The organism is Acinetobacter sp. MYb191 (assembly GCF_037572605.1).
GTDB lineage: Bacteria > Pseudomonadota > Gammaproteobacteria > Pseudomonadales > Moraxellaceae > Acinetobacter > Acinetobacter johnsonii.
In genome coordinates this window covers 159,432-174,853 of sequence record NZ_JBBGZP010000015.1, presented here as the reverse complement: position 1 = coordinate 174,853, position 15,422 = coordinate 159,432, and the positions used below count along the sequence as shown (strand labels likewise).

Sequence of the window (15,422 nt, the reverse complement as noted above, 5' to 3'; positions counted from 1 at the left end):
TGATTTCCCAGTGCATCACCCTTACATCTAGTGATAACTGAACATTTAATTTGGCTTAAACGCATGACATTAGAAAAAGCAACCTTGCCTGTTCCACAGTTTGATCAAATCACATTAGTACAACTCCAACAGCAGATCGAACAGGCAATTCAACAGGGCCAAAGTTTTTTAAAAGACCTGAGCGAAGTCCCTGAATCAATTCAGGCACAGCTTGCGGTCTTAGAACAAGTCGATCATTTAGAAAATAATATGAGTGAAGCATGGGGCGTACTGTCTCACCTCAATGCGGTCATGAACAATGCTGAAACTCGTGAGGTGTACCAGTCCTTATTACCAAGCTTAAGTGAATACTATACCGAACTGGGTCAACACACAGCGCTGTATCAAACCTATCAACACATTCATGATGCTGCGCAATTTGATCACCTCCCTGAAGCCCAACAAAGTGCGATTAAACTTGCACTGCGCGACTTCAAACTATCGGGTGTGGCTTTAGAAGGTGAAGCCAAAAAACGTTATGCAGAAATTTCGGCACGTTTATCACAACTGTCTTCAGACTTTTCCAACCATGTTCTGGATGCCACCCAAGCCTATTTCAAACCTTTAGCGGAACATGAACTGACAGGCTTATCCCAAAGCAGTATTGAGCTGTTAAAACAATATGGTCAGCAGCGTGAACTTGATCAACCCGTTGCCACTTTAGAGTTTCCATCGTATCTGGCAATTATGACCTACGCGAAAAACCGTCCTTTACGCGAAGAACTATATCGTGCCTACACCACACGTGCATCAGATCAGTCTGAACACGCTGAGTTTGATAACACCGCGGCGATGGAAGAAATCTTAAGCCTGCGTCAGGAAATGGCTGTGCTGTTAGGTTTCAATAACTACGCCGAGCTTTCATTGGCCAGCAAAATGGCCCCAAATGTAGCAACGGTGGATCAATTCTTACGTGATTTAGCTGAACATTCACGTGCCCCTGCACTCAAAGAAGTGGCGGAGCTGAAAGCTATTGCTGCTGAAGATGGCATTGATGATTTAAAACCGTGGGACAGCACGTATTATTCGGAAAAATTGAAAGTCCAACAGTTCAATTTATCTCAAGAAGCACTCAAGCCCTACTTCCCTGCACCTAAGATTTTGCAGGGCTTATTTAGCATTGTGAACCGTCTTTATGGAATTCAAATTGTGGAGCGTGAAGCCCCAGTTTGGCACTCAGATGCACGCTATTTTGAACTCGAAGATCAAGGCGCAGTGGTCGGTGGATTCTACTTTGACCTCTATGCGCGTCAGGGCAAACGTGGTGGTGCATGGATGAGTGGTTTCCGCTCTCGCACCCAAACAACGCAAGGCCTACAAAAACCGATTTGCTATATGGTGTGTAACTTTACGCCACCTGTGGGAGATCAAGCAGCACTACTGACACATGATGAAGTGATTACCTTGTTCCATGAATTTGGACATGGTTTACATCATATGTTGACAGAAGTTGACAATATTGCAGTTGCGGGGACACACGGCGTGGCATGGGATGCTGTAGAGTTGCCAAGCCAATTCATGGAGTTTTGGGCATGGGATACCGAAAGCTTAGACCTGCTCAGTGCACATGTTGACACCCAAGAAACCTTACCAGAAAGTCTACTCAAAGCCTTGCTGGACGCGCGTTTCTTCCAATCTGGCATGCAAAGTTTACGTCAAATTGAGTTTGCCCTGTTCGATCTCAGCATTCATAAAGCAGCCCCTGCTTTGAAAGCAGATCAGATCCAAGCCACCTTAAATGACATCCGTGCACAATACGCTGTTTTAGAGACTACTCCTTATAACCGATTCCAACATAGCTTCAGCCATATTTTCGCAGGCGGCTATGCAGCAGGTTATTATTCTTATAAATGGGCGGAAGTTTTGGCCAGTGATGCCTTCGATCGTTTCGAAAATGAAGGGATTTTTAATACTGCCACTGGAAAAGAATTTCGCCAGTTTATTCTAGCAGTTGGCGGAAAAGATACAGCGCTTGATGCATTTATCAATTTCCGTGGACGCGAGCCAAAAATAGATGCTTTACTTCGTCATCAAGGTTGGACGAACCGCTAAAAAAGTGAGTAAACTAGGCGCCTAAATTGTTCAGAAGGTAAGTCTAATGACTATTAAACGTCGTTTCATTGCAGGTGCAAAATGTCCTAAATGTCAGGCGATGGATCGAGTTGTTATGCTTACCTCGAATGACGATGAATGGATTGAATGTATCGACTGTGGTTATTCTGAGAATCGTCCAACTCATGTAGACGAGCCTCAGATCCCTGCTATCCCTGACGAGGTTGGGGTCATTCAATTTAAACCACGTCAATCAAAGAATAAAGGTTGAATCGAATGTCGTCCGTACAACACAACAACCCTAAATTACTCTGGGGTATTACAGCAGGTTTAGTCGCAATCATTGCGTTTTTTGCACTTTATCAATGGTTGTTTGCTGCACAAGAGTCTGCAACACCGGTGCACCAAGCGGAGTTGATTCAACCGACCGTGAAGGCGCTTCCAGAAGCTGAAAAAGCAGCTTCGACCTCCATGGCTGACAACACCATTAAATTGGTCGAAGAAGATATTTTAAAAGCACCTGTACCTGAAAATGCCTCACTTGCCAAAGAAGAAGTGGCTAAACTGGACGATATTCAAAGCCAGTTGAAGGAACAGGAAAAGAGCTTGCAAGCACAGCACAAAGATGCCGATGAGCTGGTAAAGCTCAAAGAAGAACAAATTAAACTGTTAGAAGCCCAATTGGCTGCTCAGTAAAATACAGTTGTTATTTTTGAATACGTTAGCCTATCGACTGATACGCTAACGTATTTTTTTACCCTGCTGCTTCACCCATCCTTTCAATCAGCGCCAAACCATTACACAACACATCATCTTTTTTGAACTACCTTCACGAATAAAGTCTGCAGTCGCTATACATCACAGCCCCTAACTCATGCCAACGATGTCTCTTAGAAGGACTTTACCTGTTAATTGATTCCTATCATTGAGCTTAAGTGCGGGCCAATTTTTTAAGATAAGCCGCTTAGCAATATCCTTGTACTTTGTTTTGATGTGAGTGGTAATTTGCTTTGGTAATTCCTGCGAAGGAAACTATTTTCCTCACAAACATCTCCAATAACTCCAGACCATAAAAAAGCATCCGAAGATGCTTTTTTATGGTCTAACTCAAGTTCACAACTTAGTGATACCAACCAAATAACTTAAAGAAGTATGGAACATAAGCAATGATCAGCATCGCGGGGAACAATACAATCAGCGGTAGAATCCAACGTTCATAACGATAATAGAAAGACAAATGACGAACCTCCTCATCGGCCTCATTCACCTCGGCATCACCAATGGATTGTCTCGCTAAAAGATGATTAAGGGCCACAGGTGGTGTCACATAGCCCAACTCAAAACCAATCAAGGTGATCATCCAAAAATGGACAGGATGAATACCATATTGATAGGCCACAGGCGCAACCGTCGCAGAAATCAAGATCACGGCGCCAAACGGATCCATAATCATCCCAACAAAGACCATCAATCCCACAATCAGAGTAATAACCAAGAACGTACTGCTAATATCGGTCGGGAAGAAACTCATCACCTCCGTACGTTCAAGCAATCCGCCCACGCTGACTGACAGTGCCATTAAAATGACCAAAGCACCAATGTGTCCAACGGTTTCACTGGTCGAGATATGCATCGACTTCCAAAAACCGACTTGGCGTAAAACATCCATGGAACTGGATTGAACCACCCCATGATTCACCACTTGTCCATCATCTGCGGCATTACCATGTAACCCTTCACGGTATTCTGCATGGGCAACTTGCGCACCAGCTAAAGCAGGCTCAGCACTTGAATTATAATTTGCGCTGAGTGTCTCATCCCAATGACCGACAGCAGGCAAAGGCGCAGGCTGATGACGCAATTTATCAAACAACACGATCATCAATAAAATTACAGGCATCATCACGGGTGCAGTAAATTCATTTAAATCAGTGTCTAATAAGTACTTATAGAACATCCACGTGAGGACAAAAATCACGATATAAGGTACAACTGCTAAGAAAGCACGCCCTGATTTCGGTGCGGCCAAACTCGGTGCCGCGATGCGGAATTTACTCTCTGCAAAGAAGAGTGAAACCACTAAAAACAGTGTTGAGGTCAGTAAGAACGTGTAAACACCATATTGATAAAGCAGATCCGTCGTGACTTCTTTATTTAAGGATGCCACCACCACAATCAATAAGCATGGACGCAAAACTACACCCAGCGAACCTGACATTGCCGTTGCAGCCAAAGCAAACTGACGACGTCCACCTGCATTCCAGACTTCTTTATAAATAATCGCCCCTGCTGCAATCACAAAGATCCCCGATGCACCGGTATATGCCGTTGGTAAGGCTGCAGCGATTAAAATCAACCAGGTGAGTGTTTCAGGCGCCAAATTCCATGGACGCAAAATATTTAAGAACAGATCCACAACACGGGTTTGTTTCAGCAACATCCCCGCCCAGATGAAGAGCGCTAAATTCAGGAAAATACTAGAGAACTCAACCAACTGTCCCAAGTAAATCCCTTGTCCCATTGGGTAGTCCATGAAGAAGATAAATGCCACACCCGTAATCACCGCCATGTAGGCATACAGCGGCACACTCAGAAAAGCAAAGCCTAGACGTCCGCCAGCTTTAGCCTCTTTCGGTGGGCTAAACAGCTGCCACACACTTATCAATGTGAGTACCGAAAATAGAATCATCCACAGCCAATAAATCAGCTGAGTTTCGCCATTCATCGGCACACCCGAATCTTTGACTGAATTAAATTGGCTAATGCTCGAGTAGGCTAATAGACCATTACCGAATGTCATCAGGAGGCTATAAACCCGATAATCCAGCTTGGTGGCAGGGCCACGCAAACCAATATGATGGATTTTTAAAGTCGCACTAATCGCAGCTAAGACCACCATAAAAATCAATAGAATGGCACGATTTTCTGTTCCGAATTTAAAAATACCGAAAAAGGTGGTTTCAAAATTACGATAGGCACGGATACTTGGGTGTGCCTCCATATGTTGCATGGCTTTATCATAAAACTGATACTTTTCTTCACACTGCTGCACACCCGCCAAAATGGATGCACGCACATCAGCTTCCGAAGCTGTGCCAAAAAAGTCAGCGAACTCATCCGCAGCATTGGCTTGCATTTGGGTTTTGACCATAGCATCCACATTCGGCTGACGATTACACTCTGGCTTGGCAGGCTCTGCCCTTAAAAAAGAATACTGCATACCCGTGGCTGGGTCGCCATATAAGCGCTCACCCATACGTAGCAATTGGCCATGGATCATTTCACCTGTACCAATTAATAGCGTAAGTAACAGTAAAATCAGAATGAAAAAAGTAGAAATCCACTCGGTCCATATATACTTCAGCAGATCGAGTCCTGATCTGCGCTGTCCATGATTCTGCATGTTGTTTCCTATTTTTATTACAGTTCTATTCGGCGCAATACACCGTAGAACCTGTCGTTTTAGTCGGCTCGAGCTTGTCCTTTCTCTATGCCTTTAGATTTTTGTTTTGTTTATTTTTTCATCAAATTTATATTTTTGAATATGACAATCTAGATTTTCTTTTTAGAATTTAGGTCAATCCTCTATTCATCAAATAGATTCACCCCAATTAAATATAAAGCTGCAATCACAATCCCCCAGATCACGCCCAACAAATGCGCTTCGACCAAAACAGGGCTACCGATCAGTTCAGCCGTAGCACTCTCGCCAAAGGTATTTTCCCAAATCAGTTTGCCTAAAATGAGAAACAGCACCAAACTCGCAAACATCCGTTCTTTACGGTATAGCAAATGGACAATGGCTATGGCAGTGAACATCCCATGCAGCACCCCTGACAGACCAGCATAGGCTTCAATATCCGCCAGAAAATAATAAAAACTCAGACTAATCAACGGCGGTAAAATCAGCAATAACGCCACAAAATGCCAGACGCGCGCACGTGGAAAAATAAAAGGCAAGCACATAAAAGCCAGCATATTGAGTGCAAAATGAATCCATCCCACATGCACCCAGTGCGCTGTCCACAAGCGCCAAATTTCAGGAAAAATATCCACTCGCCAATAAATAAATTGATCTTTAAAAATCTGTAGGCATGCCGAGATCGACACGACAAACGCAATCAAAATGATTTTTCGATTCAGAAATTGATCATGCATCACATGTCCTTATCGTGTTGCTCATTTATTTATTGTTATTTTTTCTGCGCTTCGGCTCAGTTTAAAATTGGTTAACTTTCACTAAACAACTCATCTAGCTCAGAACGGTCTTCTTTTTCATCCCAGAAGTGCGCCATACCACCATCCCCAGTTCGTGTCCCCGTGTGTTCAGTCCAATAACGATCTGAAATCCCCTGAACCATACTCGAGGCCATACTATCAATCAGTTTAAATTGTGGATTGCTCTGTTTTTCATCACTATAGGAAGCCGCATAACTTTTCAATGCATCACGAATTTTGGCATCGTCACCACTGGCTTGAGCCGCTATAGCATACATTGCATGAGATAAGCGAACCCCTTTTTGCTCCCCAATTTGCATCGATTGTTTCAAGGTCTGATATGGATCAGGTTTACCTTCACCCGCACCTGGCAATAAGGTCCAAATCACCGCACGTGTTGCATTCGGCGCACCCCAAAACTTTTCATTGTCTAGACACACCATCCCACGTTCAACAATGGCTGCAATGTCTTTAGGCACATTGACTGCACCACCTGAGTTAATATCATTGGTCATGGCTTGTAACCCACTCAACATCCCCAGCATATATACAGTTTGATCCAAATCACTGTTCATTTTTGGGCAGCCTTCACCCAATGGTTTCTTATATTTCTTTTCCCAGCGGTTTTGAAAAAGTTGATAGCCGGTATATTGGCGTTGTGCCGCAGTCGCCGCCCAACGCTTTTGTTCAATTCGAGCATCCTGTGCTTCAGAAACATTGCCTGCTTTCGAGGCACGCAAATAACGTAACTCTGCCTCAAGCGCCTGATTCTCCGCACAAATACCCGATGCTGAATACAGTAAAACTGCCACACGCGTTGGATCTGCCCCCATGTCTTTGGTCGACATAATCGCTGGAGTCAAAGCATTGCCTGAGTTACACACCATCTCAGCATCTTCCATGGCTAAAATAGGCGGTACTATATGTTTTTCACTAAACCCGAGCGCAACATTGGCGCCTGTTTTAACCACTTGTGAACAACCCGAAAATAATAAACTTGTAAGCGCTACAACAGCCACACCTTGGCCTATTTTTTGGACTTGCGACATTTTCCTGTCCTCTATTTGTATAATTGTATGTGTCCATGCTGACAAACATAGCAGAAGCATTTTCCGAAGAAAAGAGTATTTACTCTAAATCAGACCACTACTGTGCCATGAAATAAAAAGCGGAAAATTGACTAAAATGACGCCTCAACTTTTTTTTAGGCAAAAAAAAGTAGCATAGCGACGGTTCGGCACATGCTACTTATCAACTGTGAAGCCTAGCTAGGCTTTGTTTGGTGCAAGTCGTTCCTTCAGCACAGTTCCTAATCGTCCTATAACAATCGCTAACACAATTGCTACCACTAGAAACATCCAAGTTGGGATCATCATACGATTTTCCTTGTTTGCTGTTGGTGATTTGAATGTACATTTTAAGATCAAAAAACTGCAGGAAAGTTGTCTGACAATCTTAAAAAGCACATTAGTTTCTTCAGATATGTCAGACAAAGTAAAATGCGATACGGTTATATTTATTATTTTTCAATCACTTAAATAAATAATGCGAATTAAAATTGTCCAACAATTATTGCATTTTAGTGAGTATTTTCAGGGCTTTCCATTGCGTGATGGGTAACTGATCACACCAAACCAACATCGGTTTAGCTCTAAAGTGTTGAAAATAAATCACAATATAAGCACGATGATCAACAATATGGCTGATTTGCACTCGTTGCACATTGGTTTGTTTCTGAAGTGACAAAGACCAATCACGGCCATCTAAATGCTGAAGCTGAAAATATTGCGGCCCACGTAGAAAAAACAAATACAGCACAAAGCCTGCAACCAAAGCGACCAGCCACACTCCTAAAGGAAGTAGCTGATACAAGACCAGCATCAGAACGGCATAAATCGACAACTGAAACACATAAGCCAGGCGGCTGGGTTTAAGTTGAAAATGACGATGTTCCATTGCACTTATCCGTGTACATAATGCTTTAATTTTTGAATCAAGGTTTTCATTTCAGGGCGTGGCGGCTCAGAGACTTCCATAAACCAATCCAGCAAATCTGGATCTTCTTGTTCAACCAAGGCCGCAAACATGGCCTTTTCCGCAGGATCTGCCTGAAGATAATAATTTTTCACATAAGGGTCAAAGTACACATCAATTTCTTTTAAACCACGACGTGCACGGTAGATTACTTTACGTTCTTCCAAGCTCATTTCTTCAGTCATTACATTCCCCAAATTAATTGAAACGGCTTAGTTTAACCGATCACACCGCCCTCGCCACTAGTTAAATGTCGCAATTTTAACAACTGGCAAAACTCATCAAAAAATCAAATAGATTTGAGCATTCAGTCCATTGTCGCATGTGCTGCTTTTCACTACTCTCTTAGCAAAATAACAACATCAGGATGAGCTTCCATGCAATCAGGCGCAATTCGCCCGTTAAACAATATGCTGCCGCGCAACTTATTTAATGCTGAACACGAGGCATTTCGAGAAACTGTTCGAAAGTTTTATGCCAAAGAAGTTGTTCCAAATATTGAAAAATATGAACAACAGCAGCATGTCGATCGTGAACTATGGAATAAAGCAGGCGCCATGGGGCTGCTGTGCGCCACTATGCCTGAAGCTTATGGTGGCTCGGGTGTAGACCGTTTGTACAGTATGATTTTGATTGAGGAACAAGCCTATGCCATGGATTCCTCAACTGGGTTTTCACTACACTCTGACATTGTCGCGAACTATATCAATAACTTTGGCAGTGAAGTACAAAAACACTATTGGTTAACGCGGATGGCTTCGGGTGAAACCGTCACAGCCATTGCGATGACTGAACCTGGCACAGGCTCAGACTTACAAGCGGTACGAACAACAGCTGTTTTAGACAGGGATGACTACATTATCAATGGCTCCAAAATCTTCATTACCAATGGCTATCTCTGCGATATGGCGATTGTGGTCTGTAAGACGGGCGACAGCGAAAAAGGTTCAGCCAACCTCTCATTAATCATCGTTGAAGCTGATCGTATGGGGTTCAGTAAAGGTAAACCCCTCAATAAAATTGGAATGAAAGGACAAGACACCTGCGAATTATTTTTTGATCATGTACGCGTGCCCAAAGAAAATCTGCTGGGTATGGAAGGCATGGGCTTTATGATGCTGATGAAAGAACTGGCTTGGGAGCGCATGTTGGTGGCTATTATCTGCCAAGCGGGTGCAGAAGCAGCACTAGCGCATACTGTTCAATACACCAAAGAGCGTAAAGCTTTTGGAAAAACAATTTCAAGCTTTCAAAATACCCGCTTTAAACTGGCGGAGTTACGCACAGAAATCGATTTTTGCCGTGCTTACCTTGACCGCTGTATGCAATTGCAACTGGAAGAGAGTCTCGACATTGATGCCGCAGCGGCTGCCAAATATAAAATTTCTGAGATGTTTTCTAAAGTTGTTGATGAATGCCTACAACTGCATGGCGGTTATGGTTATATGCTGGAATACCCGATTGCACGAGCTTATCTAGATAATCGTGCCAATCGCATTTATGCAGGAACCAATGAAATTATGAAAGAGCTCATTTCACGTTCTCTTTAACTCAAATAGCCCATCTTTCGATGGGCTTTTACTTTTAACAATGTGCTTGATGAAACTCCGCAATCAAAGCAACCACCAACTCTGGTTGCTCTTTATGTGGCATATGATGTAGACCTTCTAAAATATGCAGTTCAGCCTGCCCAGACACCCCTTCAAAAATCTGCTGGGGTTGTGCCGTACTGCCGTATTCATCCAGTTCACCATGAATAACTAAAGTTGGACAACGCACACCATCAATCACACTGGCCAAATTCCAATCTTGGAAAATGGGTGATAGCCATGTTTCAGTCCATGCATCAAGCACCCACTGCGCCTTTTCAGGGTGATATTTCTCTAAACGTTCCATTTGTCCCGCTTGTTGAAAGCCAATTTTTGCTTCACTTATCCCCTTCAGTGTCAGCGCTTCAACCGCATACTGTGCAGAGATTGAAATTAATCCTTGGCAACGCTCTGGATACGCCGCAGCAATCGCAACAGACATCCCACCACCCACGCTATGTCCTAGGACAACAAAATCCTGGATCGAAAAATAATCTAATGCAGCTTTAAAGGTCTGTTCTGCTTCAGTGATAACGAAACTATGCACCAAGGGCTGCGTACTCGCATCGGATAAACCAAAACCTAAGCGATCATAGGCATAGACCACGCGCGCGGTCGCTTGTGCCAGTTGAGCAGGAAAATCCCGCCACAAAGCCACACAACCTAATGAATCGTACATTAAAATAATCGGAGCTAAAGCATGATCTGCTGCATCAGTGTGCCATTTTTTGGCATGAATCATATTTGATGCAAATGGGACTTGGTAACTTTGTTCTAAGATATTCAAAATATTCCCTATTCATTATCTTTTAAGTTTTTAAAATCATCCAATAGTCCTTCAGTTTAAGAAAGTAAAAACAGAACACCCAAAAGTCATTTCCTTAAAAAAGGAGCGTTACGCTCCTTTTTAAATCAACCACTCAGCCTAAGACACCAGTTTAGGTTTCTGATCCAATGCTGCATCACGTTTAGCAAATTTCAGTACTCCATCCTCAAAAGAAGCACTTTTCAATGTCTTCCGATCCTCAAGATAATTATTGCTGACTTTCCATGGCGCATGTTTACCCTGTTTTGGCATCACATTTGCGGCACGGGCAATATAACCCGAACTTAAACTGCCCATAACCGTATCTTCCATCAGCTCTGTCGCATCCCCTTGCGGGATCACTTCAGCCCACTGCTTTTGATCCATATAGTTGAGTAAGCGGCAAATATATTCAGCTGCAATATCCACTTTCAATGTCCATGACGCATTAATATAGCCAATAATCATCGCCATATTCGGTACATCACTGACCATCACGCCCTGATACAACATATGTTTAGAGGTATCTAACGGTTTACCGTCAATGGTCGCTTGTATACCACCCAAGATTTGAATTTCTAGACCAGTGGCTGAGACGACAATATCTGCCTCTAAATACTGACCAGACTTTAATTGGAGACCCGTTTCGGTAAAGCGTTCAATCTGATCTGTTTCAACACTGGCTTGGCCTGAACGAAGAATTTTAAATAAATCACCGTCTGGCACCACACATAAACGTTGGTCCCAAGGATTATATTCTGGGGTAAAATGTTTCATGTCCACTTTACCTTTGAGCTGCATTTTAATCGACTGGAGCAGCAGTCGGCGTAATAATTTCGGTTGCTTCTGCGCGAGTGCATAAATTCCGCGTTGCATCCCAATATTACGTGCACGAGTCAGTTTATAAGCCACATCTTCCGGCAACACTTTACGCATTTTGTCATATACAAAATCAATCGATGGTACCGAAGCAATATAAGTTGGAGAGCGTTGTAGCATAGTGACATGCGCGGCCCCACCTTTGGCCATCGCAGGCACCAATGTAATCGCTGTCGCACCACTACCAATAATGACGACTTTTTTACCTGTATAATCTAATTTTTCAGGCCAAAACTGTGGATTTACAAATTCGCCTTTAAATACTTCTTTATTTGGAAAATCAGGTTGGTAGCCTTGGTCGTAGTTATAATAGCCTGTACAGCCAAACACAAAATTTGCAATCCAGTTTTCTTTTTTGCCTTTTGCATTCTCAATCACTACCTGCCACTTTTTCTGAGCAGAATCATAATTAGCGCTGAGTACACGATGCTTAAAATGAATTTTTTCTTTGAGTTTCTGTTCATCAATGACTTCCGCCAAATAGCCCTTAATCGAAGAACCATCTGCCAAAACGCTGGCTTGTTGCCACGGTTTAAAATTAAAACCAAAGGTCGACATATCTGAATCAGAACGAATACCTGGGTATTTAAACAAATCCCATGTTCCACCAAAGCTGTCACGACGTTCAAGTATTTCAAACGAACGTTGTGGGCAATGCTTGGTTAAATGTGCCGCAAGGCCAATGCCTGAAATACCAGCACCTACAATGAGCAGATCGACGTGCTTATCCATGTTGTTTTTATCCTGTCTTATATTCTGTTCTTATTAAACCACAAAACTGACAATACACAATGTCAAGTTTAAGCAGATATTTCGTAAAATATGTCACTACAGGCCAAAATACAAAGATTGTCGAACAAAAACCCATAAAAAAAGACCAGTGAAACACTGGTCTTTTTCTAAGAACAACTGAATAGTTCTACGAAATTATTTAACTTCGCGATCTACTAGTTCAACGTAAGCCATCGGCGCAGCATCACCTGCACGGAAGCCCGCTTTAAGAACACGTAGATAACCGCCGTTACGTTCTTTGTAACGAGGGCCAAGAACGGTAAATAATTTACCAACAGTTGCTGCTGAACGAGTACGAGCAAACGCTAAGCGACGGTTTGCAACAGTATCGTTTTTAGCTAAAGTGATTAAAGGCTCAGCTACACGACGTAACTCTTTTGCTTTAGGCACAGTTGTTTTGATCAACTCGTGCTCAAACAAAGAGTTAGCCATGTTTTGAAACATCGCTTTACGATGGCTGCTTGTACGGCCTAATTTCACACCACTATTACGATGACGCATGGTGATAGTCCTACTTAATTAACGGCTACGATAGGCGAAACGATCGTCCATACGGAGACTAGCTGGTGGCCAGTTCTCTAAACGCATGCCGAGTTGTAAGCCTTTTGAAGCCAGAACATCTTTGATCTCAGTAAGCGATTTTTTACCAAGGTTAGGAGTTTTGAGTAACTCAACCTCAGTGCGCTGCACAAGATCACCAATGTAGTAAATGTTTTCTGCTTTCAAACAGTTAGCAGAACGAACAGTAAGCTCTAGATCATCTACTGGACGAAGCAAAATCGGATCAACTTCTTCACGAGGTTCTTGAGCAACAGGAGCTTGATCTTTCTGAAGGTCAACAAAAATTGCAATTTGTTGTTGCAAGATTGTTGCCGCTTTGCGGATCGCTTCTTCAGGATCAACTGTACCGTTGGTCTCAAGATCAATGACCAATTTATCAAGGTCTGTACGTTGTTCTACACGAGCGTTTTCCACTGTGTAAGACACACGTTTGATTGGGCTATAAGAAGCATCTAACTGTAAGCGACCTACAGGGCGAGTTTCGCCTTCTGGGAAACGCGAGTCAGAAGTTTCATAACCACGACCTTGAGAAACTTTCAAGCGCATTTTTAATGAGCCTGAAGCACTTAAAGTACCGATCAAATGTTCAGGGTTAACCACTTCAACATTATGAGGTAAACGAAGGTCAGCGGCAGTTACGTCGCCAGGACCTTGTTTCTCTAATGTCAAATAAGCTTCATTTTGATCGAACAGCTTAATAGACAATCCTTTTAGGTTCAGCAAGAGCTCGACGATGTCCTGCTGCAAGCCTTCCAAAGTACTGTACTCGTGCTCGACACCTTCAATCTCAACTTCAACCACAGCAGCGCCAGGTAAAGAAGAAAGAAGGATGCGACGTAAAGCATTGCCCAGAGTATGACCAAAGCCACGCTCTAAGGGTTCTAGAATAACTTTTGCCGAGGTCCCGCTAACCGCTTCGACCTTGATCGCTTGCGGAGTTAGAAACTCATTTGCAGTACGCGTCATATTGCTACCTCAAGGATTATTTAGAATACAATTCTACAATCAAGCTTTCGTTGATTTCAGCAGGTAAATCTGAACGATCTGGTGCAGCTTTAAACGTACCTTCCAACTTAGAATGGTCGATTTCCATCCAAGAAGGAATACCACGTTGTGCAGCTAATTCAACTGCGTTTTTGATACGCAATTGTTGTTTAGCACCTTCATGCACAGCAATTACATCACCAGCTTTAACTTGGATAGACGCGATGTTAACACGACGGCCATTCAAAGTGATCGAGCGGTGAGATACAAGCTGACGAGCTTCTGCACGTGTAGAACCAAAACCCATGCGATAAACGACGTTATCAAGACGGCTTTCAAGCAGTTTCAACAAGTTTTCACCAGTTGCGCCTTTCACACGAGCAGCTTCTTTATAGTAATTACTAAATTGACGCTCTAAAACACCGTACATACGACGTACTTTTTGTTTTTCACGTAATTGTAGTGAGTACTCAGATTGTTTGCCACCACGCGCTCCGCCATGTTGGCCAGGAGCTTTAGCAGCTTTTTTAGTTTTGACGTCAAATGGTTTAACGCCAGATTTTAATTGCAGGTCTGTCCCTTCGCGGCGAGAGAGTTTGCATTTTGGACCAATATAACGAGCCATGAATGTTTCTCCTTACACGCGACGTTTTTTAGGTGGACGGCAACCGTTGTGCGGGATTGGCGTCACATCGGTAATGCTGTTAATTTTATAACCCACTGCACCTAAAGCACGAACCGCAGATTCACGACCAGGACCAGGACCTTTTACAAGGACGTCCAAGTTTTTCAAACCGTAGTCTAAAGCAGCTTTACCAGCAACTTCAGCAGCTACCTGAGCAGCAAACGGAGTTGATTTACGTGATCCACGGAAGCCTTGTCCACCAGAGGTAGCCCAAGCCAGTGCATTACCTTGACGATCGGTAATAGTCACAATGGTGTTATTAAAAGAAGCGTGAATGTGTGCAACACCTTCAGAGACGGTACGAGTGACCTTCTTGCGTGTGCGAGTATCTTTAGCCATCTTTTAGCTTCCAGAAATCTTATTTCTTAATAGGTTTGCGCGGACCTTTACGGGTACGTGCGTTAGTTTTGGTGCGTTGTCCACGGACAGGCAAGCTGCGACGATGACGAAGACCGCGGTAGCAGCCTAAATCCATTAAACGTTTAATGTTCATGGAAATTTCGCGACGTAAATCACCTTCGGTCGGAACCTTAGCAACTTCTGCACGAATCGCATCAAGCTGAGCGTCATCTAATTCACGGATCTTTGTAGTCGGCGCGATACCAACAGCAGCCAAGATATTCTTAGCAGTGTGGCGACCTACACCAAAGATGTACGTTAGAGAGATAACAGCATGCTTGTTATCCGGAATGTTTACACCGGCAATACGAGCCATTCAATTTTCTCCAAAAAGGCAGTTAAGACAATCAACCGCCCCACAAAAATCTTGAGGGGCGGATAATAA

General features: G+C 43.2%; 15 protein-coding genes and 2 pseudogenes. 4 read left to right on the top strand and 13 right to left on the bottom strand.

Annotated elements, in window-relative coordinates:
• The first annotated feature begins 48 nt into the window (after window positions 1-48).
• Genes WH214_RS11055 through WH214_RS11045 form a run of 3 tightly spaced genes read left to right on the top strand, consistent with a single transcriptional unit; the run spans window position 49 to window position 2,787 of the window.
• Window positions 49-2,091 (top strand): M3 family metallopeptidase, encoded by a 2,043-nt coding sequence (locus WH214_RS11055; RefSeq protein ID WP_279745424.1) that lies wholly within the window; start codon window positions 49-51, stop codon window positions 2,089-2,091.
• A 52-nt stretch (window positions 2,092-2,143) separates the two neighbouring features.
• Window positions 2,144-2,362, top strand: coding sequence for a YheV family putative zinc ribbon protein (locus tag WH214_RS11050; protein WP_171065374.1), 219 nt, complete (start codon window positions 2,144-2,146; stop codon window positions 2,360-2,362).
• A 5-nt stretch (window positions 2,363-2,367) separates the two neighbouring features.
• Complete coding sequence (locus tag WH214_RS11045; protein ID WP_004977884.1) at window positions 2,368-2,787, top strand: hypothetical protein; 420 nt, start codon at window positions 2,368-2,370, stop codon at window positions 2,785-2,787.
• 424 nt (window positions 2,788-3,211) lie between these two features.
• Here WH214_RS11045 and WH214_RS16980 read toward each other — a convergent pair.
• The 6 genes and pseudogenes from WH214_RS16980 to WH214_RS11020 form a co-directional block, all read right to left on the bottom strand.
• A pseudogene (locus tag WH214_RS16980) lies at window positions 3,212-3,751 on the bottom strand (TRAP transporter large permease subunit); the annotation flags it as partial.
• 140 nt (window positions 3,752-3,891) lie between these two features.
• Window positions 3,892-5,494: pseudogene (locus WH214_RS11040) on the bottom strand (TRAP transporter large permease subunit); the annotation flags it as partial.
• Between the two features lie 182 nt (window positions 5,495-5,676).
• Window positions 5,677-6,249 (bottom strand): rhombosortase, encoded by a 573-nt coding sequence (rrtA, locus tag WH214_RS11035; RefSeq protein ID WP_004977887.1) that lies wholly within the window; start codon window positions 6,247-6,249, stop codon window positions 5,677-5,679.
• Window positions 6,250-6,320: 71 nt separating this feature from the next.
• Window positions 6,321-7,358: a hypothetical protein gene (locus WH214_RS11030; protein ID WP_004977889.1), complete on the bottom strand. Its 1,038-nt coding sequence runs from the start codon at window positions 7,356-7,358 to the stop codon at window positions 6,321-6,323.
• A gap of 520 nt (window positions 7,359-7,878) precedes the next feature.
• Complete coding sequence (locus tag WH214_RS11025) at window positions 7,879-8,265, bottom strand: protein YgfX (RefSeq protein ID WP_339422130.1); 387 nt, start codon at window positions 8,263-8,265, stop codon at window positions 7,879-7,881.
• Window positions 8,266-8,270: 5 nt separating this feature from the next.
• Window positions 8,271-8,528, bottom strand: coding sequence for an FAD assembly factor SdhE (locus WH214_RS11020; protein ID WP_004977895.1), 258 nt, complete (start codon window positions 8,526-8,528; stop codon window positions 8,271-8,273).
• Window positions 8,529-8,720: 192 nt separating this feature from the next.
• Between WH214_RS11020 and WH214_RS11015 the strand changes: the two genes are divergently transcribed.
• Window positions 8,721-9,893 carry an acyl-CoA dehydrogenase family protein gene (locus WH214_RS11015; protein ID WP_339422129.1) on the top strand — a complete coding sequence of 391 codons (1,173 nt, stop codon included), beginning with the start codon at window positions 8,721-8,723 and terminating at the stop codon, window positions 9,891-9,893.
• Between the two features lie 34 nt (window positions 9,894-9,927).
• Here WH214_RS11015 and WH214_RS11010 read toward each other — a convergent pair whose 3' ends face one another.
• The 7 genes from WH214_RS11010 to rpsM all read right to left on the bottom strand — a co-directional run bounded on the left by WH214_RS11010 (window position 9,928) and on the right by rpsM (window position 15,353).
• Window positions 9,928-10,719, bottom strand: coding sequence for an alpha/beta fold hydrolase (locus WH214_RS11010; RefSeq protein WP_339422128.1), 792 nt, complete (start codon window positions 10,717-10,719; stop codon window positions 9,928-9,930).
• 138 nt (window positions 10,720-10,857) lie between these two features.
• Entirely contained in the window at window positions 10,858-12,348 is a 1,491-nt protein-coding gene (locus tag WH214_RS11005) for a flavin-containing monooxygenase (protein ID WP_339422127.1), read from the bottom strand.
• Window positions 12,349-12,543: 195 nt separating this feature from the next.
• Entirely contained in the window at window positions 12,544-12,909 is a 366-nt protein-coding gene (gene rplQ, locus WH214_RS11000; RefSeq protein WP_004691290.1) for a 50S ribosomal protein L17, read from the bottom strand.
• An 18-nt stretch (window positions 12,910-12,927) separates the two neighbouring features.
• Window positions 12,928-13,935 (bottom strand): DNA-directed RNA polymerase subunit alpha, encoded by a 1,008-nt coding sequence (locus WH214_RS10995; protein ID WP_004691292.1) that lies wholly within the window; start codon window positions 13,933-13,935, stop codon window positions 12,928-12,930.
• 16 nt (window positions 13,936-13,951) lie between these two features.
• Entirely contained in the window at window positions 13,952-14,578 is a 627-nt protein-coding gene (gene rpsD, locus WH214_RS10990) for a 30S ribosomal protein S4 (protein ID WP_004691294.1), read from the bottom strand.
• Window positions 14,579-14,590: 12 nt separating this feature from the next.
• Window positions 14,591-14,977, bottom strand: a complete 387-nt coding sequence (rpsK, locus tag WH214_RS10985; RefSeq protein ID WP_001040166.1) for a 30S ribosomal protein S11 — start codon at window positions 14,975-14,977, stop codon at window positions 14,591-14,593.
• Between the two features lie 19 nt (window positions 14,978-14,996).
• Window positions 14,997-15,353 carry a 30S ribosomal protein S13 gene (rpsM, locus tag WH214_RS10980; RefSeq protein ID WP_004691296.1) on the bottom strand — a complete coding sequence of 119 codons (357 nt, stop codon included), beginning with the start codon at window positions 15,351-15,353 and terminating at the stop codon, window positions 14,997-14,999.
• Between the last annotated feature and the right edge of the window lie 69 nt (window positions 15,354-15,422).